We start from the raw sequence: 23930 nt of genomic DNA, 5'->3' as shown, positions 1-23930 counted from the left end.
TGCCCCCTTATTGATCGGTCGCGTCAAGCAGGCGGTCAAACGCCGCAGTCAGACGGTCCACCTGTTCAATCGTGTTGTAGTGCACCATCGACACACGCAAAACGCCAGCATTATCAGACAGGCCCATATATTCGACCAGTCGGCGTGAATGGAAATCACCAAAGCGAATGGCGATCTTTTCACGGTCAATGATCTTGCAGACCTCCTCGGCATTGCGGCCATCAAAGCGGAACGCAATGGTCGGGATGCGCGTGCCGTCGCGGTTGTCATCCTGCCCGACAATGACGCAATCATTGCGGCCCCGCAGATAGGTCAGAAGACGTTCGGTCAGGGCATTTTCCTGTGCCGCGATGGCGTCATAGGCGGCGACAATTTTATCGCGCACGGTGCCGGACTTGTCTCCCATGGCCCGCTCACCCAACTCCGTCAGGTAATCGACAATGCCGCAGACCGAATAGGCCATTTCATAGCTGGGGTTGCCGGCTTCAAGCTTTCCGGGGACTTTGTCCTTGCCGTAGAAATAATGATAGAGCGTATCAAGCTCGAGCAGCAGGTCATACTTGCCATACATCATGGCCCCATGCGGGCCGTATGTTTTATAGAGGCTGAAGACGTAATAATCGGCATCAAAGGCCTTAACATCCACCGCGCGGTGCGGCGCATAGGCGACGGCATCGATACAGATTTTCGCACCATTGGCGTGGGCATAATCGGCAAATTCGCGGATCGGGTTGATTTCGCCAATGATGTTGGACACGTGCGTGACGCAAACCAGTTTGGTGCGGTCGCTCATCGCGGCCTTGAGGCCATCAAGGCTGAGACGCCCGGTTTTGACATCGGGTTCCCAGAAACGGATGTTCACACCGAATTCCTCGAGTGCGACCCAAGGGCCGATATTGCTTTCATGGTCGCCGATGGTAACGACAATCTCGTCACCCGGTTTGAACTGGCTGCGCATGGCACGCGCGAGGTTTTGCAGCAATACCGTGGTCGAGGCGCCGAAAATGATTTCTTCGGGGCGGCTCGCATTGACCAGCTGGGCGGCAGACTTGCGCGCATCCAAAAGGGCTTCGGCCGCCTTTTGCGAGACTTCGTAGGAGCCGCCGATCTGCACATTGCGCTCGATCAGAAACGCATTGATGCGGTCCAACGCCTTGGACAGGATTTGCGATCCGCCGGCATTGTCAAAGAAGGTCCAGCCCTTGGCAAGGGCGGGAAACTGGCTGTGGACATAGTCCATATCAAGGGTACGTTGATCTGCCATTGAAGGCATCCTCCGGTTGATTTGTCTTTTATTCTAATGGTCGAGAACGGCGTGGAGGAAGTTCCTTGTGCGTTCTTCTTTGGGCGCATCGAAAATTTCGGTCGGGGTTCCGGCCTCGATAATCGCGCCGCCATCCATGAACAGGACGCGGTCGGCGACCTGACGGGCAAAGCCCATTTCATGGGTGACCACGACCATGGTGACCCCGGTCCCGGCGAGCTTTTTCATGACATCGAGAACCTCGCCGACCATTTCGGGATCAAGGGCAGATGTCGGCTCGTCAAACAGAAGCACACGCGGTTCCATGGCAAGGGCACGGGCAATCGCCACACGCTGTTGCTGCCCGCCTGAAAGCTGGGCCGGGTATTTGTCGGCCTGAACGGAAATGCCGACCTTTTCAAGCAGATCGCGGGCGCGTTTTTCGGCGTCCGCCTCTGACATTTTGCGAACCCGGATCGGAGCCAGCATGACATTGCGCAGCACGGTCATGTGCGGGAACAGGTTGAATGATTGAAACACCATGCCGACTTCGGCCCGGACCTGATCCAGATCGGGACCGGGACGCACCGGGATGCCATCAACGGTGATTTCGCTGCCGTCCTCGAACGCTTCGAGATGGTTGATGCAGCGGATCAGCGTTGATTTGCCGGACCCCGACGGGCCGACAACGCACAGCACTTCGCCCTGGGCGATTTCAAGATCGATGCCATGCAGGGCGGTGAACTGGCCATAGGTCTTGCGCAGGTTGGAAATTTTGATCAGTGGCGCTTTCATCAGCTTCTCCCGCGGCTAAAACGTTTTTCAAGATGCGCGACATAGCGCACCATCGGCAGAAGCAGGATCAGATAGATCACGGCAGCGCCAATCAGCGGCGTCGGGTTGGCGGCAAGTGCCTGTGCCTGGGTCGCCTGTTTGAGCAGGTCGGGCATGGCAACAACCGATGCCAGGGCGGTGTCTTTCAGCACATTGATGCAGTTATTGGTCAGCGGCGGAATGACGATGCGGATGGCTTGGGGCAGGATGACATCGGTCATGATGTAGCGGTTGGACAGACCGAGGGCTGCGGACGCTTCAAACTGGCCCTTGGGGATGGCTTCGATCCCGGCACGGAAAATTTCGGCTGTGTAGGCCGCAGACACCAGTGTCAGGGCTGTTACGGCCGAGAAGAAGGGCGACAGCCGAATGCCGACAAAAGGCAGCGCGTAATACACAATGATCAGCAACACCAGAAGCGGGATCGAGCGGAACACATCGATATAGCCGCGCACAAGCGCGGTTACGACCGGCCCGGCATAGAGGCGCAAGACGGCCAGAAACAGCCCGCCGATCAGACCGGCAATGATGCTGGTTGCGCCGATCCCGATGGTGACAAGCAAGCCGTTCATAAGCTGCGGAAGGCTTTGCATCAGGACGGGGATGTTAAAGAAAGTCGAAAATAAATCCATTTCACCACCAAGTCAGAGTTGCCCCACCGACGATACCGGGAGCCGTTTGGTACCGTCGGTGAGCAAGAGATGCGATATGCGCTTAGTCGATGGACGGCATATCAAGCACCTTAACCGTCGAGGTGGTGTCTTCCGGCTGAGCCCCGAACCAGGTTTCATGCAGACCAGCGATGAAGCCTTCTTTTTTCAGTTCGGTGATAACATCGTTAACTTCGATTGCGAGTGCCGCATCCTTGTTGAACATGATCGAGTATTTTTCACCAGTCGTGATGCGCTCGACCACTTTGAGGTTCGGCTTGTCCTTGACGTAATAGAGCAGTGCCGGGATGTCGCTTACGTAACCGTCAATACGGCCCGCCTGCAGGTCAAGCATGGCCGGGGACAGGCCTTCGTAACGGCGGACATCGGCAATGCCGTATTCGTCGCCATTCTTGGTCACCCACATGTCACCGGTGGATCCGGTATCAACACCAACGGCCTTGCCATCCATGTCTGCAAGACCCGAAACGCCGCCTTCTGCGGTGGCGGTCAGGGACTGGTCACTGTCATAGTAAGGCTGTGCGAAGGTGACAGACTCAAGACGCTTGTCGGTGATGGTGATCGAGGAAACCGCCATGTCGATCCGGCCCGACTGCACGGCCGGGAACAGGCCGTTGAACGGGATGTTGACGAACTCGACCGACTTGCCAAGGCGGCTTGCGATTTCATTGACGAGATCGACTTCAAAACCGACCACGGTGCCGTCAGCTTCTTCGAATTCCCACGGCACGTTGCCGATATTGGCCCCAACGGTCAGGTCTGCTGCGTTTGCGGATGCCAGTGAGGACACGGCAAGAACGCCGCCAACAACGCTGGATGTCAGAAAGTTGAGAAACTTCATTATGAATTCCTTGTGTTTTTAGCCTACCCTGAGATACTTCTGGTCTAACTGGTCTGACCAGTCAGGCCAGACAACCATATTTGGATGACACGTGCAAGATTGTTTGTGCAAAAATGAGTCAGATTTGTTTTCATACCAACAACTGAGCAAAAAATACGCAAGAAGGACCCGAGGGAATGTTCAACCGCACGCCGCTACCGCAGACGGTCGCACGCCAAATTCAGGACATGATCCAGAATGGGGAACTGACCCCGGGCGACAAAATCCCATCCCAGCGCGAATTCGCGCAGAAATTCGGCATTTCCCGGGCTTCCTTGCGCGAAGCACTTCTGACCCTTGAAACACTTGGCCTGATCAAGACAGAGGCCGGGCGCGGCACCTTTGTGACCGACCCTGAGAGTCGCAGCAAAGCCGACATGGCACCGTGGCGCTATTCGGAAAGCCACAGTGTTTTTGACGTGTTCCAGACACGCATGATCCTTGAAAGTGAAATCGCAGCCCTGGCCTGTGGCCGCCTGACCGCGACCCAGCTTGAGGCGATGGAAGATGCCACCAACCGCATGGAAAAATGCTGGGCCGAACAGGACCTGATTGCCAATGTCGAGGCCGATCTGGAATTCCACGCAACGATTGTCGAGGCCTGTTCGAACAGCATGATGCGCGAACTTTATCAGGCGGTGCGCGACAAGATCACCGAAACCCAGCGCCAGCCGATCCCGATCACCGATCCGGAACGCATGCGGGAATCCATCGGTGAGCACCGCAAAATCATCGCAGCCCTGCGCAACAATGACGCCGACGGCGCACGGCGCGAAATGCAGGCCCATGTCCGCAACACCGCGCGCTGTGCCGGCTTGCAAACCTAAGCCTGATCATCCGCCCTACCCGATCACAAACGGCGTCCGGATATCCCGGGACGCCGTTTCTGCTTTTCATGACATGAAATCCCGTCATTCCGGGCGCAGCAAAGCGCAGACCCGGAATCCATCTCCCGTACCACCGATTGAGATTCCCGCCTTCGCGGGAATGACGACGTTGTAAAAGGCTTGTTTCCGATTAGCCCTTTCGAAGTGTGATCACGGTGAGTTCGGCCGGCACGCCAACGCGGATGGCGAAGCCCGGCCATTGGGCGGTGCCGTTATTGACGTAAAGCTGCATGCCGTCAATGTCATACATGCCCGACACAAAGCCGCCATTGACCATGGCAACGATATTGTCAAAGCCCCATACCATGCCGCCATGGGTGTGACCGGAAAGTTGCAGGTCAACACCCAGCGGGGCGGCATCACGGGCCATTTTCGGTTGATGATCAAGCAGGATCACCGGCGCCCCTTCCGGGCGACCTTCAAGCGCCTTGGCGACATCGGGTTCAGGGCGGTCCGTGTTGCCGGCGCGAAGGTCGGTAACACCGGCGATGGTCAGCTGATCGCCATCGCGGTCCAGCACGATATGATCGTTTTCAAGGGTGAGCATGTTGAGCCCGCCATAATGGCGCATCCAGTTTTCATAGCCGAAATAATATTCATGGTTGCCCGGAATGGTGATGACGCCATCAGGGGCGACAAGATCATGAAGCGGCTGCACATCATCGTAGCGCAGCGGCAATTCACCATCGATCAGATCGCCGGTGATCACGATCAGGTCCGGCTCAAGCGCGTTGGTTTTTTCAACCACCTCGGCCACCCAGAGGCGTTCATAGAACTTGCTGATGTGAAGGTCGGTCAGCTGCACAAGCCGATAGCCATCAAACCGGTCCGGCAGATTGCGGATGGTGACATCCATTTCCTTGACGTCGGGCACACGCATGCTTTCTGCCACGCCAAAGCTGGCCAGTGCGATGGCGGCAAAGGACATGATGGTGCGCAGGATTTTTGGCGGGTGCTGCTTGCGGCGCAGGATCACCCAGCGCAGCAAAAGCCCGACCAGGTCATAGGCCAACTGGAACCACGCCAGAAAGAAAATCACGCCAAACGCAACATTGACCGCCACCACAACCGGCTGCGGGAATTCCGGCAAGAACATGCTGCCAAAGGCAATGCGGGAATACAGATGATGCTGGGAGCCAACCAGAAGCAACACGCCAAAGGCGACCTTTGCCCAAAGCGGCCACGCCAGATACCGCACGTGACGCATAAGAACATACAAACAGGCAAGAGCGACATTGATGTGAAAAAACAGCACCGGACAGACAATCCTTTGAAAACAAACCAATCGCAGCGCAATATAGCCGAAACGCTCGCAACAATCGCCGCCAATTTGGCGGGAAATTTTCCGAACGCCGCATACGGCCCATAAGGTCCTTGCGCCACCCATCCGTTAAACGTCTGAAACCGGCAAATGGTTTTCAAATAGATTGCGCAACATCAAAGCACTGCAAATTGCAATCACCTAGGATCATTCCAGAAAGTGTTGCGTTGCAAAGACAAGTGACTTTTGGTCAGATGGATTGACGGCGTCAACAACCCCATCCCGGCCTGCCAACGCCCTGCCTTGGTCCGCCCCGTTTTCGGAGAATGGAATGAAAAGCTTGCGTGCCGTGTTGATCGTTCTTGTGGTGATTATCGCCGCTGCTGCGGGTGGCTATGCCTATTGGCAGGCACAGCAATCAGACCTGCCTGACTATATCGCATCGGGCAATGGCCGCATTGAGGCCGAGGAAGTGCGGGTTGCCACCAAATATGCCGGGCGGGTGGAAGAAGTTCTGGTCGAGGAAGGTGATCAGGTCACGCGCGGGCAGGTATTGGCGCGCATGGATACCGCCGAACTGATGACCAGCCGTGCGCGTGCCCGTGCAGAGGTCGCGAGCGCCGAGCAAGGCATTGCCGAGGCCGAAGCCCAGATTATCCAGCGCGAAAGCGAGCTTTCCTTTGCCGAGCAGCAGCTTTCACGTGCCGAAGAGCTTGTCAAAAACAACAACATTTCCCGACAGGAAGTCGATCAGCGCCGGGCCGACCGTGACATTGCACGCGCCGCCCTGAGCGCGGCCAAGGCGCGCCTGACCAGCTCGCGCCTGAATGTCGCCGCCGCATCGGCAGCACTTGACGGCATTGAAGTCCAGATTGATGATTCGGTCCTGAGGGCACCTCGTGATGGCCGGGTGCAATACCGCCTTGCCGAACCGGGAGAGGTTCTGGCCGGTGGTGGCCCGGTGATCACCATGATCGATCTGACCGATGTTTACATGAATGTGTTCTTGCCCACCCGTCAGGCAGGGCTGGCGTTTGTCGGCAATGAAGCGCGGATTGTTCTGGATGCCGCGCCAGATTTTGTCATTCCGGCCAAGGTATCGTTTGTCGCCGATGATGCGCAATTTACCCCGCGCGAGGTCGAAACAAGGGCAGAGCGTGACAAGCTGATGTTTCGCGTCAAGGTGCGGATCGATCCGGAATTGCTTGCGGAGCATATCAAGCGGGTGAAAACCGGCCTGCCCGGCGAGGCTTATGTCATGCTGGCCGATCATGACGACTGGCCGGATGCCTTCACCCCGAATGTTCCAGATGACGCAACCCTGCGTCAGAACACGCAATAGAGCGCAACATAATGGTGGAGCACACCAACCACAGCGACGACGCATCCCGAATTGCAGTGCGCCTTGACGGGGTGACGCACTGCTATGGCAAGGTCACATCCCTTGATGACATCCGCCTTGAAATCCCGGCCGGACAGACGGTTGGCTTTATCGGCCCGGACGGGGTGGGTAAATCAAGTGCGCTGGCCCTGATATCAGGTGCGCGCAAGGTGCAGGACGGAACGGTCGAGACGCTTGGTGGATCAATGAAAGACACCCGGCACCGCAACGCGATCCTGCCGCGCATTGCCTATATGCCGCAAGGGCTTGGCAAGAACCTGTATATGGATCTGACGGTGCGCGAGAACCTTGAATTCTTTGGCCGCCTGTTTGGGCAGGGAAAGCGCGAGCGTGATGAACGCATAGCACGGCTTGTCGAGGCGACCGGGCTTGATCCGTTTACCGAGCGCCCGGCGGGAAAGCTTTCGGGCGGGATGAAACAGAAACTCGGGCTTTGTTGTGCTCTGATCCATGATCCCGATATCCTGATCCTTGATGAACCGACCACGGGTGTTGATCCGCTGTCACGTCAACAATTCTGGCAACTGATCGATGCGATCCGCCAAACCCAAAGCGAGATGACGGTTCTGGTCGCCACCGCCTATATGGATGAGGCGGCGCGCTTTGACCGGCTGATTGCGATGAATGATGGCAAGGTGCTTGCGACCGGCACCGCGGACGAGATTTTGGAGCGCACCGGGACTGAGACGCTTGAGGCCGCCTTTATCGCGCTGTTGCCCGAAGAAGAACGCAAAGGCCATCATGAGCTGACCATCCCGGAACGCACCATTCATGGCGACACGCCAGCAATCGTTGCCGAACACCTGACCAAGAAGTTTGGTGATTTTACTGCGGTCGATGATGTCAGCTTCCGCATTGAGAAAGGCGAGATTTTCGGTTTTCTCGGCTCCAACGGCTGTGGCAAGACCACGACCATGAAGATGCTGACCGGGCTTTTGAATGCGTCCGAGGGCACGGCCGAACTTTTTGGCAAGCCGGTGGACGGGAAGGATATCGCGCTTCGCAATCGGGTTGGCTATATGAGCCAGGCCTTTTCGCTGTATTCCGAATTGACCGTGATGCAGAACCTTGAACTGCATGCGCATCTGTTTCACTTGGGCCACGACAAAATCAAGCCGCGGATCGACGAGCTTTCCAAGCGGTTCGGGCTTGGTCCCTATCTTGATGATCTAAGCGAGAGGTTACCTCTTGGCGTGCGTCAGCGATTGTCATTGGCTGTCGCGATCATCCACAACCCGGAAATCCTGATTTTGGATGAGCCGACATCGGGTGTTGATCCGGTCGCACGTGACGAATTCTGGGAATTGCTGGTCGAACTTTCGCGTGATCAGGGGGTGACGATTTTTATCTCCACCCACTTCATGAACGAGGCGGAACGCTGCGATCGCATATCGCTGATGCATGCGGGCAAGGTTTTGATCAGCGACACGCCAAGCGCCATCACCAAGGGGCGCGGTTGCGACACACTGGAAGAAGCCTTTATCAGCCATCTTGAGGAAGCAGATGGCGCGGACGGGGACACCACGCCCGCCCCTGCCCCTGAGGATGCGCTGAGTTCAAGCAATGACGACCAAGCCAGCTGGAAACCGGCCCGTGCATCATTGTTCAGCTTCCGGCGGTTATGGGCCTATTCCCTGCGTGAAACCATGGAACTGGTGCGCGATCCGATCCGGCTGATGTTTGCGTTGATCGGGACCGCCATCCTGATGCCGGTATTTGGCTGGGGGATTACCTTTGATGTTGAAAACCTGACCTATGCGGTGCTTGATCGTGACCGCAGTCAGGAAAGCCGAACCTATATCGAGAACCTTTCGGGATCGCGCTATTTCGAGGAACAGGAACCGCTTGCCAGCATTGGCGATCTTGAAGCCAGGATGTTGTCGGGCGAGATCACGCTGGCGATTGAAATTCCGCCGGGCTTTGGCCGCGATGTCGGGCGTGGGGCCAGCCCGGAAATCGGGGCGTTTATTGATGGCTCCATGCCATTTCGTGCCGAGACCATTCACGGCTATGTCGAAGGCATTCATCAGCGGTATCTGAGCGAGCACCGCAAACGCGATGTTGGCACTGCAGATATGGGCCAACCGATGCGCATCGAGACGCGATACCGCTATAATCAGGATTTCAAAAGCATCTATGCCATGGTGCCATCCGTTATTGCGTTGCTTTTGATGTTTATCCCCGCGGTTTTGATGGCGGTTGGCGTGGTGCGCGAGAAGGAACTGGGATCAATCACCAACCTTTATGTGACCCCGGTTTCGAAACTTGAATTCCTGTGGGGCAAGCAATTGCCCTATATCGCGCTCGGCCTGATCAACTTTGTCTTGATGACGGCAATGGCGCTGTTCTGGTTTGAGGTGCCGTTGCAGGGCAATGGCCTGACACTTCTGGTCGGTGCGATCCTGTTTGTCACAGCGACCACGGGTCTTGGGCTTTTGATTTCATCCTTTACCAGCACACAGATCGCGGCCCTTTTTGGTACGGCGATTGCGACCATGGTGCCGTCTGTGATGTTTTCGGGGATGATGCAGCCGGTCTCTTCGCTTGAAGGGGTGCCGGTGGTGCTTTCAACCATCATTCCGACATCGCATTTCATGTCGATCAGTGTCGGCACCTTTACCAAGGCGCTTGGCTTTGCAGAGCTTTATCCCGAACTGATCACCCTTCTGATCTTTTTCCCGGCATTGACCGTGCTTTCGATGCTGCTTCTCAAAAAGCAGGAGGTGTAAGGATATGCTTGGCAGACGGATCAGCAATATCTATCGCCTTGGCATCAAGGAGCTTTTCAGCCTCAGACGTGACATGGTGCTTATGGCGCTGATTGTCTGGGCGTTTTCCTTTGCGATTTATAACGCCGCCACGGGCTTTTCGCATGATCTGCGGCGCGGCTCGATTGCGATTGCCGATCAGGATGGATCGGCCCTTTCGCTGCGCATTTCGGATGCATTTCTGGCCCCGTATTTTCAGGAGCCGGTCCGCATTGCCGAACGCGACATTGATGCGGCGATGAACAGTGGTGAATTTACCTTTGTGCTGGTCATCCCGCCGCGATTTGAGGCCGATGTGGTTTCGGGCCGCGACCCGGAAGTGCAGCTTAACATCGATGCCACGGCGATGATGCAGGCCGGGATCGGCCAGAGCTATGTCAGCAACATCATCGCACAGGAAGTCTCGACCTGGCTTGGTGGCAAGTCGGCCTGGGCCGGGCAGAACCGAACAGAAGCCGCCAGCATCGTCACCCGCTATGCCTATAACCAGAATGTCAAAAGCGAATGGTTCACCAGCACGATGGAGATCATCAATGCAATCACCATGCTGTCGATCATTCTTTCGGGCGCTGCACTTATTCGCGAACGCGAACATGGCACGATCGAGCATCTTCTGGTGATGCCGCTGAACCCGTATGAAATCATGCTGGCCAAGGTCTGGGCCAACGGGCTGGTGATTTTGATTGCCTGCATGCTGTCGCTTGTTTTCGTGGTCGAGCTGGTGCTGGGCGTGCCGATTGCCGGATCGAAGCTTTTGTTCATGGGCGGTGTGGTGATCTATCTGTTCTTTGCCACAGCCCTTGGCATTTTCCTGGCCACCATGACGCGATCCATGCCGCAATTTGGTTTGCTGTTCATTCTTGTGGTGTTGCCGTTACGCTTGCTCTCGGGCGGCAGCACGCCGCTTGAAAGCATGCCGGAAACGCTTCAGGACATCATGCAATTCTCGCCCGCGACCCATTTCGTCAAATACGCGCAGGCCATCCTGTTTCGGGGTGCTGGCATTGAGGTGGTCTGGCCAGAATTCCTGCTGGTGTTTGCGATCGGGGTTGGCTTCTTTGCCTTTAGCGCGCTTCGGTTCAGAAAGAGCATTGCGCAGATGCGATAAACTTTGGTCCGGACACACAAAACCCCGCACGGGAACCCGGCGGGGTGGGAATGGTGGGCCTAACAAGACTCGAACTTGTGACCTCTCGCATGTCAAGCGAACGCTCTAACCAACTGAGCTATAGGCCCCTATGGGTTTGAAAGATGGTGGGCCTAACAAGACTCGAACTTGTGACCTCTCGCATGTCAAGCGAACGCTCTAACCAACTGAGCTATAGGCCCGCAAATCCATCTTTCCAAAGACCAAGGCTTCGTAACCGAAAACAATGGTCTGCGCCGTTTGCGTCGGCGAGGCGGTATTTAGCCCAAGGCTGGACTTGGCGCAACCCCAGAAATGGTTTTTTGACAAAAAATGTTCATCAAATCCGTGGCAATTCCCATATGCTAGAAGATAGTATGATAACGGATCGCAAGACGGACGACGAAGCCCAAATCCGCGTCATAAGGGATGGACATTACGAAAGACAATGAACCAGTTGCCTTCGGAACTCGCCTCAACTGGCCCTGCCACCGTAATCCTACCACCCCGGCAAACCCTGCCGGTGGTGTTTGCATCCCCGCATTCCGGCCGCCAGTACCCGCAGGATCTGATTGAACGCGCACGGATTGGCGCGTTCGAGCTGCGCGCGTCCGAAGATGCCTTTGTCGATCAATTGTTCAATGCCGCCCCCAAGCTTGGCGCGCCTTTGCTGTGCGCAACATTCCCGCGGGCCTATGTTGATGTGAACCGGGCGGCGATGGAGCTTGACCCGCGCATGTTTGATGGCGACCTGCCCGAGGATGACGACATCAATTCGATGCGCGCACTTTCGGGACTGGGATCGATCCCGCGCGTGGTCAGCGGCGGGGTCGAGATCTACAAGACCCGCCTGCCCGCCGAAGAAGCACTTTCACGGATCGAGACATATTATCGGCCCTATCATCAGGCATTGCAGAAACTGATTGATCAGACGCGGGCGAATTTTGGCTACTGCATTCTGATTGATTGCCATTCGATGCCCGGAGATTCGTGCGACAGCGCAAAAAACCGCGTTGATCTGGTGCTTGGCGATTGCTATGGAAGTTCCTGCCACCCGTCATTGACGCGGTTTGTGGAAGATTGTTTCCGTGATATGGGCTTTGCGCCCGCGCACAATGATCCATATGCCGGGGGCTATTGCACACGCCATTACGGTCGCCCGCAAGAACATGTGCACAGCCTTCAGATCGAGCTTTCGCGCGCGCTTTATATGGATGAAGCAACAATCGGCCCGCATCGTGGATTTGACGTCCTGCGCGACCAGATGACCGATCTGATATCGCGCTTCCATGATCTCGACGGGAACCCGTTTTAATGACCGAAGCCACCGACACCAGCGACGTGTTGAGCGACCTGATCATCCGCGATGCCGAACCCGAAGATTTTGAACGCATCACCGAGATTTATGGCCACCATGTTTTGCATGGGCTGGCATCGTTTGAAGAACGTGCGCCTGAAATCGCGGAGCTGACATCGCGCTGGCAACATGTGCGTGAACGCGGCCTGCCTTATCTGGTGGCCGATGTGGATGGCCGGGTTGAGGGGTTTGCCTATGCCGGGGCCTATCGAACCCGCCCTGCCTATCGCTTTACGGTCGAGGACACGATTTACATTGCCCCGGAAGTCGTCGGCAAGGGGGCTGGCAGTGCGTTGCTTTCGGAACTGATCAAACGCGTCACAGCCCTTGGCTATCGCCAGATGATCGCGGTGATTGGCGACAGTGCTAATGTGGCGTCTATCGGGTTGCATGCGCGGCTGGGATTCCGGGTGGCCGGCACGTTACAGTCGGCCGGCTTTAAAATGGGCCGCTGGGTCGATAGCGTGATCATGCAGCGCGGTCTGGGCGACGGGGACAGCGACACGCCTGGCAACGATCCAACGCGCGAGAAATAGGCCGCACCAGGCATCGCCTTGGATATTCGTCAAAACCGTCAGGGGTTGTCCTGAACTTGCCCGATGTTTCTGTTTTGCGCACACTCAAGACTTGAACAGCAGCAAGGAGCGTGCAGTGCATCTTCACCGCCCACCGTTGCCCGGCAATGTTCGGGAATTTCTGCGCGGTTTTCCCACAACATGGTGGCCTGCACTGTTCGTCATCGTCATTGCGGTGGCGATCCACGACATTGACTGGTTGATAAAGAAGGGAACGGCTGAAAACGCCATGATGGAAGAAGCGCGCTGTGCCGCTTATTTCAAGTTCGAACCAACAGCTGCCAATCAACATGATAACGTGAGCATCAGGATTTCGCGTGCTGTCGAGAAAATGACAGACCAGGTTCCAAGCGTCGCAGATCAGAAAGTACGTGCCGCAATCACCGATATTGTTCAGAAACTCAATGCGGAAAGCAGCAACGAGGGTGCGCGCGCCAAGGCAATAGCGGAATTACAAGAGAGCTGTCTGAACACCCCTACCGGCAATTGATTTGCACCGCACCATTTCACCAATCCCAAAACACACCATATGTTCAAATGCTGAACATATGCTTTGAAGTCGGCATAACTGGCTGAATTCAGGCAAAAAAGAAGGCCGCCTGTGACAGCGGCCCAAGTCTAGGGAGGAAACGTCCAAGAAACGAGCGACAAGTCGCTCGCCGGAATGCACTGCGTCCTACCGCAGCGCACAAATGGAGATTACTGATTTGCCGGGGAGGACGCAATAGCTTTTCTGACTATTTTTTTGTCAAAAATATTACTGCTTATTTTTTGTGCATTATTTTGAGGCATTGCACGTCAAACGCCCGAAAATTTCACACTTCCCGGCTATTTTTTGACCACCAAAGAAAATCAAACCTCGGTCGGAACGGAGGGAATCGATGCGAATCCACAGCCAAATAGTTCGATTTCGAACGCCATGGCCATCGATTCCACACAGCAACATGGCGCCATGAGGTCACTTCGCCAGCCAAAGGGCATTGAAACAGGTTGTTTCACCGGAAAGGAAGTCAGGGAAATCCACCCGAAAGGCCCAAAGAAGAGACCCGGGCACCCCAAAGATCAGTTGATGCTGTGATCGGCCGATTGCGTATTGCCTGCCACCGCTGATTGGGAAGCCAGCGCCTGTACGGCGCTGCGTCGGCCTGAATAGCCCTGCTCCACCAGATCTTCGCGATCACGCCGTTTCTTGGCGTCATACATCCGTTGATCGGCAAGGTCGATCAGGTTGTGTGGCAGGGCAATGGCATCCTCGATCCGTTCGGACAGACCGACACTGGCCTTTTGCACCTGCCCGTCTTCAAGCTTTGCCAGACCGGGCAACATCACGCGGTCAAGAACCTCGGCCGCGCGGGCACGGTCAAGTTCGGGCAGCAATATCAAAAATTCCTCCCCACCCCAGCGCACGACAAGATCGGACCGGCGAAACCGGTGGACCAGATTGTTGCCGACTTCGCCAAGAATGCGATCACCGTAATCATGCCCATAGCGGTCATTGATCTGCTTGAAATCATCAAGATCGACAAAGGCGACGGTATAGGGCGCATTTTTACGCTGGGCCGCATCAAAACTGACCCGGATCATTTCCATGCCAAAGGCGCGGGTGTAACAGCCGGTCAACGGATCAATGGCGATTTCATGAACAGCGGCGATGGTCCGGTAAAGCTGCACCAGGGACGAAACCATTGCCAGCGGCAGCAAGAAGGCCAGCAACATTTCAAACGGCACAAAACCTGTTTCCAGGCCGCTTTGCGCGCTGATAGCCAACAACCCCAGAAACGGCACCGCAAGCAAGCCGGCCTCGGCTAATGTCAGCGGCATGATGGCGATCATCATCACCAGACCAATCAGAAGGAAGCTGTGCGCAGAGTGCATTTGATCGGTTGCGCTTAGATCGTTGGCCGCAAAAACACATAAAAGACTGGCGGCAAAGATCAGCATCAGCATGGGCAGATAGGGAAAATGGCGCCGCCAGCGTGCGCTGACCGCGCGATTTGCAAGCACGGCAATGGCAACGCCAGCCACCAGAAGACGCAGAACAAAGGTCTGCGACGACCACATTTCAACGGCAAGGGTGCCATCCCAGAATGGAACAGCCAGCATCAGAACCAGAACGAAAACAGCGGCAAAGCGGGCGGAAATCTGAATAGATTCCTTGCGCCGCAGATGCATGAGTTCTGCGTGCCGGGGCGTGTACAGGAAATCCCGATAACAGCACCGAAATGTCCTGCGCGCCAGACTGCCATTTTCAAGAGGGCGTGTATCCACCAAAACCGCTCCACCCAGATAAAACGGGCCGGTTTCGACCCTTTATTAGCAACGGTTTATCGTTCCCCTATTTGGTCGAATACACAACTATACATTAGGGTGGCGCGATACAGCATAAGGGGCAAAATGGACGTTAAAAACCCCTATACTCAACGGCAATGCGTTGAATCCTAAAGAAAAAGTTAACGGCCATATGCCCGGATGCGACGATAAAAAAAATTGGGTCCGATTTTCTACTTCAGGTCGAATATTTTGCTGGCGGGTTTCAAGTGTCGGAAAATAAAACGGCGCGCCGGTTTCCCGATGCGCCGTTCAATTATAGCCCTGCCAGACAGCAACTATGCCGCTGTATAGAACCTATCCAAATTAACCCCAGAGTTCACGATCTGGCAGCCCCATGACACCATTATTGAAGGTCAGGGCGTGATCGCGATCCTTGGCCATCCAGATCGGGCCATCGAGATCGACAATGCGTGACATCGCACCGGTGATCATCGCGGGCGCCATGGCAAGCGATGTACCGACCATGCAGCCGGTCATCAGTTGCATGCCAGCCTTTGATGCGGCCTCTGCCAGTTCAAGCGCGCCGGTGAGACCACCGGTCTTGTCGAGCTTGATATTGATCATGTCATAGAGATTGGCCAGACGCGGAATGTCGGCCAATGTATGAACAGACTCGTCAGCACACAGAAGAACCGGGCAATCGATATCGATCAGACCGTCATCCTGCCCGGCAGGCAGGGGCTGTTCGATCATTTCGACACCCAGGCCATCAAGTTCGGCCCCGATATCTTCAAGCAGATCAAGCGACCAGGCTTCGTTGGCATCAACAATGATGCGCGCCTTGGGCGAGCCTTCGCGCACGGCCCGGACCGACTCAACGACGTTTTCGCCATTGAGCTTGACCTTGAGCAGCGGCGCATGGGCGATCTTGCGGGCCGCTTCGCGCATGTTATCGGGGGTATCAATCGACAGCGTTTCAGCCGTGATCAATCCTTCCGGAGCCTTGTGCCCGATCAGTTCCCACACACGACGACCGGCCCGCTTGGCTTCCAGATCCCAATAGGCGCAGTCAACTGCGTTGCGCGCAGCGCCAGCCTTCATGGCATCCTGAAGTTCCTTGCGGGTCATGCCACGGTTCAGTGCGTCTGCCTGTGCTTCGATATCAACAATAACGCCTTCGACCGTTTCATTGTACCGGGCATAGGGAACGCATTCCCCATACCCGGTATGTGTGCCGTCACTTAAGCTGACCTTGACCACATGTGCCTCTGTCCGTGCCCCGCGCGAGATTTTGAAAACCTGCGCAAGCGGGAAGACTTCGGAAATCACACTGAGTTTTGGCAACTTAGATCTCCTGAAGTTTGTCGACCAGCGGTGCAACACCGGTACGGACCGGATCAACAGCCGGAAGACCGAATTCAGCTTCGATGTCGGCCAGAAGTTTCTTGGCCGCCGCGTCATCAAGCGCCTTGGTGTTGACCGCAAAACCGACAACCTTGCAATTCGGGTTGGTCAGCTTGGCGTGCTGAAGGTTCACTTCCATGCAGGTTTTGAGATCCGGCAGCTTATAGCCCGGCAGGCCACGCATGTGAGTACGGGTCGGCTCGTGGCAAACCACGAGTGCGTCCGGCTGGGAGCCGTGGATCAGGCCCATGGAAACACCGGCAAACGATGCGTGGAACAGGCTGCCCTGCCCTTCCATAACGTCCCAGTGATCGGCGTCATTGGCCGGTGCAATGGATTCAACAGCGCCCGAGATAAAGTCGGAAATCACGGCATCAACCGAGATGCCTTCGCCCGCAATGAAGATACCGGTCTGGCCGGTTGCACGGAAATCGGACTTGATGCCGCGCTTTTTGAATTCGGCGTCAATCGCAAGGGCGGTGTACATTTTACCAACCGAGCAATCGGTGCCAACAGCCAGAACACGCTTGCCCGAACGTTCTTCACCATTGCCGACCGGCACTTTGCCGTCGAAGTGGCGAACGTCAAACAGGCTGACACCTTTGGCCTTGGCCGCATCAACCAGTTCCGGAATGGTGGAAAGACGGGTGTGCAGACCGTTGGCGATATCCATGCCGGCATCAATAGCGGCCAGCAGGGTTTCCATCCATGCCGGGCCGATGATCCCGCCACGGTTGGCAACGCCAAGCACAAGGGTTTTAACGCCGGCAGCCTTTGCTTCGGCAATGGACATTTCCGGCAGACCGAGATCAGCCTGACAGCCCGGCAGGCTCAGCTGACCGACGCACCATTCCGGGCGCCACTGCTTGATGCCGATTGCGGTTTTTGCAGCCAGTTCGTCCGGCGCGTCACCAAGAAACATAAGATACGGATGTGCGATTTTCATAATACCTCCTTGACCAGCATCCAAACGCTGCTCTTAAATATTGTGGCGTGACTATAGCGCAATCTGGTAGGATGGTTCCAGAGATATGAAACGATATCTTCGACAATCCCACAGAAACTTCGTCTATAATTCTAAAAAACACGACAATAACGAAATTAAATACAATAGTCTTCGAAGACCAACATCCTTTCTTGTGAATTTGTTCGGGAATGGCCCGAAAAACGCAAGAAAATGCAATTTTGAAGGACTGGCGTGAAAGCGCCCGACTACACATGAGCACCGATCTCAAGACGTGGCTATCCGAGCGAAAAATCGAAGAAGTCGAATGCATTGTACCGGACATGTCCGGCGTTGCCCGCGGCAAGGTTCTTCCGACACAGAAATTCCTGAAGGGGCTGGAGGCCAAAAGCCTTGCCATCCCCGAAGCAATATTCTGCCTGACGGTAACCGGCGGCTATCCGGAGGAAACCGATGCGTTCCTTGATCCGGCCGAAAAGGACGTGGTCATGGTTCCCGACCCGCAAACCGTGCGCGTTGTCCCATGGTACGAAGAGCCAACCGCCCAGATCATCTGCGACTGCTTCCATTTTTCCGGCGAAGAAGTTTCAACGTCCCCGCGCGGCGTGCTGAAGCGCGTTCTCAAGGCATTTGAAGAACGTGGCATGAAGCCCGTGATCGCGCCGGAACTTGAATTTTATCTGGTGGCAAAAAACACCGACCCCGACAACCCGCTGGAACCGCCAATCGGCCGTTCCGGGCGGCCGGAACGCGCATCGAACGCCTTTGGCATTGATGCGATCAACGAGTTCGACCCGCTGATCGAGGACCTTTATGACTATTGCGAGGCCATGAATATCGATGCCGATACCATGAGCCACGAATCGGGTCCGGCCCAGCTTGAAATGAACTTTAACCATGGGGATCCGCTTGAACTGGCCGATCAGGCCTTCCTGTTCAAACGCACACTTCGCGAAACAGCGCTCAAGCATGGTGTCTATGGCACGTTCATGGCCAAGCCGATGGGCAATCTGCCGGGCAGCTCGATGCATATTCACCAGAGTGTTCTTGATATCAAAACCGGCAAGAACCTGTTTGCCGATGATGACGGGGAAAACTCCAAACTGTTCCTGAACTATATTGGTGGTCTGCAGCGTTACCTGCCGGCAGCCATGCCGCTTCTGGCACCGAACATGAACAGTTATCGCCGCTTGCAGCCCTGGTCCGATGCGCCGATCAACATGCACTGGTCACTTGATAACCGCACGGTCGGTCTGCGTCAGCCAAATGGCCCGCCCGCCGCGCGCCGGGTTGAAAACCGCCTGCCGGGCGCTGATGCCAACCCCTATCTGGCGATTGCGGCATCGCTTGCATGTGGCCTTTTGGGGATTCTCGAAGAGGTTGACGCCACGGCCCCGATCGAAGGTTCGGGCTATGACCGTGCCCATTCCCTGCCCCGTCACATCCACGAAGCGCTTGCGAAATTCCATCGCTGCAAACCGCTTAAGGAACTTCTGGGCGAGGAATTTGCCGCCGCGGTCATCGCGGTCAAGGAAGCAGAATGGGATGCCTATCAGACCGTGATCAGCGCCTGGGAGCGAGAGCACCTTTTGCTGAACGTTTAAAAGTCCCATATCGAATTTTGCGCCGGGGATTGACGCCCGGCGCAAGATTATTGCATCGCAAATGCACAATTATTCACATGATGCGAAAAATGCACATTTTTCCATCTTGTATTTGACAATATCCTGAAGCATTCGAAGGATATCAGGATCGTCCCCGGGCTCCGGGGGAAGAAAACAACGGAGCCATTAAACATTCAAACGCTGCCACATGGGAGGCTCAGCGAAATGAAAACTCTTCTTAAAACTTCAAGCCTTGCTGTGCTTGCAACTGCCGTTGCCGGTTTTGCAACAAGCGCAAAGGCACAGGAAGTTCTCAACATCTATAACTGGTCGGATTATATCGGCGAGGAAACGGTTGCGAACTTCGAAAAGGAATTCGGCGTCAAGGTCAACTATGACGTCTATGACAGCAACCAGCTTGTCGAAGCCAAGCTGCTGGCGGGCAATTCCGGTTATGACATTGTCGTCCCGACCCTTGCCGACGCCGAACGCCTGATCAGGGCAAAGCTTTTCCAGCCAATCGACAAATCCAAACTGTCGAACTATGACAATCTGGATCCGATCATCCTTGAACAGCAGGCCAAGTACGACCCGGACAACACCTATGCCGTGCCGTATTTCTGGGGCACCAACGGCTTTGGCTATAACGTCGCCAAGATCAAGGAAGTTCTGGGCGACGATGCACCGGTCGATAGCTGGGCAATGATCTTTGACCCGGAATATGCCGAAAAGCTGTCGTCGTGCGGCCTGTCGCTTCTGGATGATCCGGGCGAGATCGTTCCGCTTGTGAACTTCTATCTTGGCAATGTGCCGGAAGGCGAACCGACCAAGGAATCGATCGAAAGCGCCTTTGCACAGCTTGAGAAAATCCGCCCGCATGTGACGTATTTCCATAGCTCGCAATACATCAACGACCTTGCCAACGGGAACACCTGTATTTCCGTAGGCTGGTCGGGTGACGTCGGCATGGCGGCCCTTCGCGCAGAAGAAGCCGGCAACGGCAACGAGATCAAGTATGTCATCCCGAAGGAAGGCACGCTCATCTGGTTCGATGCGATGATGATCCCGGAAGATGCACCGAACCCGGAACTGGCGCACAAGTTCATCGATTATGTGCTGCGTCCGGACGTCGAAGCTGAAATCGCAAACTATGTTGCCTATGCAACGCCGAACCTTGCTGCGATGGAACTGGTTGACCCGGCACTTCTGGAAGACGAAGGCATCTATCCGCCGCAGGAAGTCAAGGAACGCCTGAAGTCCAAGGTCGAGCCGAGCGGACGTCTTCTGCGCACACGTACCCGTATGTGGACGAAGCTTAAAACCGGTCAGTAAGCAATCCTAGTTGATTGTGTTCTGATATCTTTGCGAAGGGCGCGACTTGTTTCGCGCCCTTTTGCTTTTTTGGGATGTGAAAACGCCGCGCTGGCGCGTACAGTGACTCGTGCTCAGTCGCTGCAAACAGCCACAGATCTGCGCCGGGCCTCAATTGCGAATCCGCAAAATATTGCATATTTTTTGAACACCAACCTTCGATTCCCTGCCGTTTTAGACATCAAATGGCGATTGTTGTTCAAAATATCGCACACCCCTCTTTACAGATTGCAGAAATGCTTCATCCTGTTATCAGGAAGAACCGACCTTTTCAGCAATGCCGCAACATCGAAAGATTGCGCATCAGGTCATCAGGGGCTGACGTCTGATTTAATCGGTTCATCTTGACATTGAACAAGGGGAGAATGCTGGTGTCAGAGGCGGTTTTGGAGCACGTGCACGAGGATGTGCACAAGACGCAACCTTGGAACAATCCGGATGCGGTTCCCTATATCCGTTTTGAGAATGTGACCAAGAAATTCGGCGACTTCTATGCCGTTGATGATGTTTCCCTTGATATTTATCGCCACGAATTATTTGCCCTTCTGGGCGGATCGGGCTGCGGGAAAACAACACTTCTGCGCATGCTGGCCGGGTTCGAGGAACCGACGTCGGGCAAGATTTACATTGATGGCGTCGATATGGCGGGTGTTCCGGCCTATGAGCGCCCGACCAACATGATGTTCCAGTCCTATGCCCTGTTCCCGCATATGAGCGTGGAGCAGAATGTCGCGTTCGGCCTTGTACAAGACGGTGTTTCGCGCAGCGAAATCAAGGAACTGGTCGCCGAGATGCTGGGGCTTGTTCAGATGAGCAAGTTTGCCAAACGCAAACCCCATCAGCTTTCGGGTGGCCAGCGCCAGCGTGTCGCGCTTGCACGATCGCTTGTGAAACGGCCAAAGGTGCTGTTGCTTGATGAACCGCTTGGCGCGCTTGACAAAAAGCTGCGTGAGCAGACCCAGTTCGAGCTGGTCAATATTCAGGAAAAGGTTGGCACAACCTTTGTCATGGTCACCCACGATCAGGAAGAAGCCATGACCATGGCATCACGCATCGCCGTGATGAATGAAGGGGTGATCAACCAGATCGGCACCCCGTTTGAACTGTATGAATATCCCAACAGCCGCTATACCGCGAATTTCCTGGGTCAGGTCAACCTGATCGAGGGTGTTCTGGTGGATGATGATGAAAAATACGCCGTCATCAAATCCGAGGAAGCCGGTTGCGACATTTATATTGATCACGCAGTTCAGGGCCACCAGAGCATGACGTTTTGGGTGGCACTTCGCCCGGAACGCCTGCGCATTACCAAACAAGCCCCAAGCGAAACCAAATACAATTGCGTGTCGGGCAAGGTCGAAGAGATCGGCTATCTGGGCGGTATTTCGACCTATCACGTCCGGCTTGAAAGCGGTAAACGCATCAAGGTGACCGAGCCGAACTCCACCCGCCAGATCGAGCCCCGCTATACGTGGGAAGACCCCGTCTGGGTATCGTGGGAGGCCGGTGCTGCTTCGGTTCTGAACAAATGAGCAGTGACAAGCTAACCATAAAGCAACGTTTTGATCGCTGGATGATCAAGCATGGCCGGGTGCTGGTGATCGGCATTCCGTATTTCTGGCTGTTTTTGTTCTTCCTTGTGCCGTTTCTGATCGTTCTCAAGATCAGCTTTTCGGTGGCAGAATATGCACAGCCGCCCTATACGCCGCTGTTTGAATGGATCGACGAAGGCATCGCGATCACGCTTAATTTCGGGAACTACCTGTTCCTGCTTTCTGACAGTCTGTATGCCACCGCCTATCTGAATTCGATCCGGATCGCGGCGATTTCGACCATCATCACGCTTCTGATCGGTTATCCGATGGCCTATGGCATTGCGCGTGCGCAGGGGTCCATGCGCAGTGTGTTGCTGATGCTGGTCATCCTGCCGTTCTGGACCAGTTTCCTGATCCGCGTTTATGCCTGGATCGGGATCCTTGACCGCGAAGGATTGATCAACGCGTTCCTGTTGTGGGCCGGTATCATTTCCGAACCATTGATCATGCGCCAGACCGAATTCGCGGTTTATGTCGGGATTGTCTATACCTACCTGCCCTTCATGATCCTGCCGCTGTATTCCACACTTGAAAAAATGGATGTCAGTCTGGTGGAAGCCGCCCTTGATCTGGGCTGCAAGCCCTGGCAGGCCTTTGCCAAGATCACGCTACCGCTTTCCATGCCGGGGATTTTGGCCGGGTCGCTTCTGGTGTTTATTCCGGCTGTGGGTGAATTCGTTATCCCGGAACTGCTGGGCGGTCCGAACACATTGATGATCGGTCGAACCCTTTGGAACGAGTTCTTTGCCAACCGTGACTGGCCGATTGCATCAGCCGTGGCGATTGCGATGCTGATATTCCTTGTCGTGCCGATCATGTGGTTCCAGCATATTCAGACCAAGCAGGAGGAAGGCCAGCAATGAGCAGCAAACGTTCAACCTTCCTGATTTCGGCCCTGGTGTTTGGCTTTGCCTTTCTTTATGTGCCGATCCTGCTTGTCATCATCTATTCCTTTAACGAAGGGAAGCTGGTGACCGTCTGGGCGGGCTTTTCGACCAAATGGTATGTGTCGCTGTTTTCCAATGACGGCATGATTGATGCTGCCTGGAACAGCCTGCGCATCGGTGTGATGTCGGCGACCCTCGCCCTGGCACTTGGTACGCCTGCCGGTCTGGTGATGTCACGCTTTGGCCGGTTCAAGGGACGCACCCTGTTTTCGGGGATGATCGCAGCCCCGCTGGTGATGCCAGAGGTTATTACCGGTCTGTCGCTTTTGCTGTTGTTTGTAACGCTTGAGCAAATGATCGGCTGGCCAGCCGGACGCGGGCTTTCGACCATTACCATTGCACATACGACTTTCTGTGCGGCCTATGTTGCAGTCGTCGTACAATCGCGTCTGTCGGGTATGGATACCTCGGTCGAGGAAGCGGCAATGGATCTGGGGGCAAAGCCTGCCAAGATTTTCTTTGTCATTACGCTTCCGATGATCCTGCCAGCGTTGCTGGCCGGGTGGTTGCTGTCCTTTACGCTGTCACTTGATGATCTGGTGATTGCGAGCTTTGTCGCGGGGCCGGGTTCGACCACACTGCCAATGAAGGTCTTTTCATCGGTACGTCTTGGCGTCTCGCCCGAGATCAACGCGCTGGCGACCCTGATCATTCTCGCCGTGTCGGTGATGATCATCATTGCCAGCCTGATGATCCTGCGTTCTGAACGGATGCGCAGCCGGGCCTCTGCCGACGCACAACATTGAGACTGACCCAGGACCCAGGGACCA

Annotated in this window: 21 protein-coding genes and 2 tRNA genes; 13 read left to right on the top strand and 10 right to left on the bottom strand. The window is 55.4% G+C overall.

Features of this window, described 5'->3' with window-relative positions; genetic code table 11:
• Positions 1 to 7: 7 nt before the first annotated feature.
• From B2R48_RS04775 to B2R48_RS04760, 4 genes are all read right to left on the bottom strand, one after another.
• Complete coding sequence (locus tag B2R48_RS04775) at positions 8 to 1264, bottom strand: cysteine desulfurase-like protein (protein ID WP_296998382.1); 1257 nt, start codon at positions 1262 to 1264, stop codon at positions 8 to 10.
• A gap of 33 nt (positions 1265 to 1297) precedes the next feature.
• The gene (locus B2R48_RS04770) at positions 1298 to 2038 is read right to left on the bottom strand and encodes an amino acid ABC transporter ATP-binding protein (RefSeq protein WP_296998380.1); all 741 of its coding nucleotides are present in this window, start codon (positions 2036 to 2038) and stop codon (positions 1298 to 1300) included.
• Positions 2038 to 2709 (bottom strand): amino acid ABC transporter permease, encoded by a 672-nt coding sequence (locus tag B2R48_RS04765; protein ID WP_213472634.1) that lies wholly within the window; start codon positions 2707 to 2709, stop codon positions 2038 to 2040. Before B2R48_RS04765 ends, B2R48_RS04770 begins: the two co-directional genes overlap by 1 nt.
• 82 nt (positions 2710 to 2791) lie before the next feature.
• Positions 2792 to 3589 carry an ABC transporter substrate-binding protein gene (locus B2R48_RS04760; RefSeq protein ID WP_296998377.1) on the bottom strand — a complete coding sequence of 266 codons (798 nt, stop codon included), beginning with the start codon at positions 3587 to 3589 and terminating at the stop codon, positions 2792 to 2794.
• Between the two features lie 176 nt (positions 3590 to 3765).
• On the opposite strand from B2R48_RS04760, the gene B2R48_RS04755 reads away from it, so the two are divergent.
• Positions 3766 to 4455: a FadR/GntR family transcriptional regulator gene (locus tag B2R48_RS04755; protein WP_062957747.1), complete on the top strand. Its 690-nt coding sequence runs from the start codon at positions 3766 to 3768 to the stop codon at positions 4453 to 4455.
• Positions 4456 to 4645: 190 nt separating this feature from the next.
• On the opposite strand, the gene B2R48_RS04750 is transcribed toward B2R48_RS04755, so the two are convergent.
• Positions 4646 to 5770, bottom strand: coding sequence for a metallophosphoesterase (locus B2R48_RS04750; protein WP_296998375.1), 1125 nt, complete (start codon positions 5768 to 5770; stop codon positions 4646 to 4648).
• A 337-nt stretch (positions 5771 to 6107) separates the two neighbouring features.
• On the opposite strand from B2R48_RS04750, the gene B2R48_RS04745 reads away from it, so the two are divergent.
• Genes B2R48_RS04745 through B2R48_RS04735 form a run of 3 tightly spaced genes read left to right on the top strand, consistent with a single transcriptional unit; the run spans position 6108 to position 11054 of the window.
• Entirely contained in the window at positions 6108 to 7118 is a 1011-nt protein-coding gene (locus B2R48_RS04745) for an HlyD family secretion protein (RefSeq protein ID WP_296998373.1), read from the top strand.
• Between the two features lie 11 nt (positions 7119 to 7129).
• Entirely contained in the window at positions 7130 to 9907 is a 2778-nt protein-coding gene (gene rbbA / locus B2R48_RS04740) for a ribosome-associated ATPase/putative transporter RbbA (RefSeq protein WP_296998372.1), read from the top strand.
• A gap of 4 nt (positions 9908 to 9911) precedes the next feature.
• Positions 9912 to 11054, top strand: a complete 1143-nt coding sequence (locus B2R48_RS04735) for an ABC transporter permease (RefSeq protein ID WP_296998370.1) — start codon at positions 9912 to 9914, stop codon at positions 11052 to 11054.
• Positions 11055 to 11105: 51 nt separating this feature from the next.
• Here the strand turns inward: B2R48_RS04735 and B2R48_RS04730 are convergent.
• Positions 11106 to 11182 (bottom strand) — tRNA-Val (locus tag B2R48_RS04730).
• Positions 11183 to 11198: 16 nt separating this feature from the next.
• A tRNA-Val gene (locus B2R48_RS04725) sits at positions 11199 to 11275 on the bottom strand.
• A gap of 245 nt (positions 11276 to 11520) precedes the next feature.
• On the opposite strand from B2R48_RS04725, the gene B2R48_RS04720 reads away from it, so the two are divergent.
• The 4 genes from B2R48_RS04720 (at position 11521) to B2R48_RS04705 (ending at position 14082) form a co-directional block, all read left to right on the top strand.
• Positions 11521 to 12387, top strand: a complete 867-nt coding sequence (locus B2R48_RS04720) for an N-formylglutamate amidohydrolase (RefSeq protein ID WP_213472624.1) — start codon at positions 11521 to 11523, stop codon at positions 12385 to 12387.
• Positions 12387 to 12965, top strand: a complete 579-nt coding sequence (locus B2R48_RS04715; protein ID WP_213472623.1) for a GNAT family N-acetyltransferase — start codon at positions 12387 to 12389, stop codon at positions 12963 to 12965. The genes B2R48_RS04720 and B2R48_RS04715 overlap by 1 nt, the downstream gene beginning before the upstream one ends.
• Positions 12966 to 13080: 115 nt before the next feature.
• A complete protein-coding gene (locus B2R48_RS04710; protein WP_296998367.1) occupies positions 13081 to 13494 on the top strand; it encodes a hypothetical protein in 414 nt (137 codons plus the stop codon).
• 345 nt (positions 13495 to 13839) lie between these two features.
• Positions 13840 to 14082, top strand: coding sequence for a hypothetical protein (locus B2R48_RS04705; protein WP_296998364.1), 243 nt, complete (start codon positions 13840 to 13842; stop codon positions 14080 to 14082).
• Here B2R48_RS04705 and B2R48_RS04700 read toward each other — a convergent pair.
• From B2R48_RS04700 to dgcN, 3 genes are all read right to left on the bottom strand, one after another.
• The gene (locus B2R48_RS04700) at positions 14067 to 15272 is read right to left on the bottom strand and encodes a GGDEF domain-containing protein (RefSeq protein WP_296998362.1); all 1206 of its coding nucleotides are present in this window, start codon (positions 15270 to 15272) and stop codon (positions 14067 to 14069) included. The two genes, B2R48_RS04705 and B2R48_RS04700, sit on opposite strands and share 16 nt — an antisense overlap.
• Before the next feature lie 366 nt (positions 15273 to 15638).
• On the bottom strand, positions 15639 to 16619 hold the full coding sequence (gene dgcA / locus B2R48_RS04695; protein WP_296998361.1) for an N-acetyl-D-Glu racemase DgcA: 981 nt from the start codon (positions 16617 to 16619) through the stop codon (positions 15639 to 15641).
• Position 16620: 1 nt separating this feature from the next.
• Positions 16621 to 17625, bottom strand: coding sequence for an N-acetyltransferase DgcN (gene dgcN, locus B2R48_RS04690; protein ID WP_213472614.1), 1005 nt, complete (start codon positions 17623 to 17625; stop codon positions 16621 to 16623).
• 272 nt (positions 17626 to 17897) lie between these two features.
• Here dgcN and B2R48_RS04685 point away from each other — a divergent pair, with 272 nt between their 5' ends.
• The 5 genes from B2R48_RS04685 (at position 17898) to B2R48_RS04665 (ending at position 23906) form a co-directional block, all read left to right on the top strand.
• The gene (locus B2R48_RS04685) at positions 17898 to 19247 is read left to right on the top strand and encodes a glutamine synthetase family protein (RefSeq protein WP_213472612.1); all 1350 of its coding nucleotides are present in this window, start codon (positions 17898 to 17900) and stop codon (positions 19245 to 19247) included.
• A gap of 225 nt (positions 19248 to 19472) precedes the next feature.
• Positions 19473 to 20579: a polyamine ABC transporter substrate-binding protein gene (locus B2R48_RS04680; RefSeq protein ID WP_296998359.1), complete on the top strand. Its 1107-nt coding sequence runs from the start codon at positions 19473 to 19475 to the stop codon at positions 20577 to 20579.
• Positions 20580 to 20983: 404 nt separating this feature from the next.
• Positions 20984 to 22150 carry an ABC transporter ATP-binding protein gene (locus B2R48_RS04675; protein ID WP_062957735.1) on the top strand — a complete coding sequence of 389 codons (1167 nt, stop codon included), beginning with the start codon at positions 20984 to 20986 and terminating at the stop codon, positions 22148 to 22150.
• Positions 22147 to 23076, top strand: coding sequence for an ABC transporter permease subunit (locus B2R48_RS04670; protein ID WP_062957734.1), 930 nt, complete (start codon positions 22147 to 22149; stop codon positions 23074 to 23076). The genes B2R48_RS04675 and B2R48_RS04670 overlap by 4 nt, the downstream gene beginning before the upstream one ends.
• Complete coding sequence (locus B2R48_RS04665) at positions 23073 to 23906, top strand: ABC transporter permease subunit (RefSeq protein ID WP_062957733.1); 834 nt, start codon at positions 23073 to 23075, stop codon at positions 23904 to 23906. The genes B2R48_RS04670 and B2R48_RS04665 overlap by 4 nt, the downstream gene beginning before the upstream one ends.
• Positions 23907 to 23930: the final 24 nt, after the last annotated feature.

The organism is Thalassospira sp. UBA848 (genome assembly GCF_002295455.1).
Lineage (GTDB): Bacteria > Pseudomonadota > Alphaproteobacteria > Rhodospirillales > Thalassospiraceae > Thalassospira.
This window is presented reverse-complemented; position numbering and strand designations above follow the sequence as displayed.

Coding starts and splice junctions, on each gene's coding strand:
- B2R48_RS04775 (WP_296998382.1), bottom strand. CDS start 1,264: ATGGCAGATCAACGTACCCTTGATATGGACTATGTCCACAGCCAGTTT.
- B2R48_RS04770 (WP_296998380.1), bottom strand. CDS start 2,038: ATGAAAGCGCCACTGATCAAAATTTCCAACCTGCGCAAGACCTATGGC.
- B2R48_RS04765 (WP_213472634.1), bottom strand. CDS start 2,709: ATGGATTTATTTTCGACTTTCTTTAACATCCCCGTCCTGATGCAAAGC.
- B2R48_RS04760 (WP_296998377.1), bottom strand. CDS start 3,589: ATGAAGTTTCTCAACTTTCTGACATCCAGCGTTGTTGGCGGCGTTCTT.
- B2R48_RS04755 (WP_062957747.1), top strand. CDS start 3,766: ATGTTCAACCGCACGCCGCTACCGCAGACGGTCGCACGCCAAATTCAG.
- B2R48_RS04745 (WP_296998373.1), top strand. CDS start 6,108: ATGAAAAGCTTGCGTGCCGTGTTGATCGTTCTTGTGGTGATTATCGCC.
- rbbA (WP_296998372.1), top strand. CDS start 7,130: ATGGTGGAGCACACCAACCACAGCGACGACGCATCCCGAATTGCAGTG.
- B2R48_RS04735 (WP_296998370.1), top strand. CDS start 9,912: ATGCTTGGCAGACGGATCAGCAATATCTATCGCCTTGGCATCAAGGAG.
- B2R48_RS04720 (WP_213472624.1), top strand. CDS start 11,521: ATGAACCAGTTGCCTTCGGAACTCGCCTCAACTGGCCCTGCCACCGTA.
- B2R48_RS04715 (WP_213472623.1), top strand. CDS start 12,387: ATGACCGAAGCCACCGACACCAGCGACGTGTTGAGCGACCTGATCATC.
- dgcN (WP_213472614.1), bottom strand. CDS start 17,625: ATGAAAATCGCACATCCGTATCTTATGTTTCTTGGTGACGCGCCGGAC.
- B2R48_RS04685 (WP_213472612.1), top strand. CDS start 17,898: ATGAGCACCGATCTCAAGACGTGGCTATCCGAGCGAAAAATCGAAGAA.
- B2R48_RS04680 (WP_296998359.1), top strand. CDS start 19,473: ATGAAAACTCTTCTTAAAACTTCAAGCCTTGCTGTGCTTGCAACTGCC.
- B2R48_RS04675 (WP_062957735.1), top strand. CDS start 20,984: ATGCTGGTGTCAGAGGCGGTTTTGGAGCACGTGCACGAGGATGTGCAC.
- B2R48_RS04670 (WP_062957734.1), top strand. CDS start 22,147: ATGAGCAGTGACAAGCTAACCATAAAGCAACGTTTTGATCGCTGGATG.
- B2R48_RS04665 (WP_062957733.1), top strand. CDS start 23,073: ATGAGCAGCAAACGTTCAACCTTCCTGATTTCGGCCCTGGTGTTTGGC.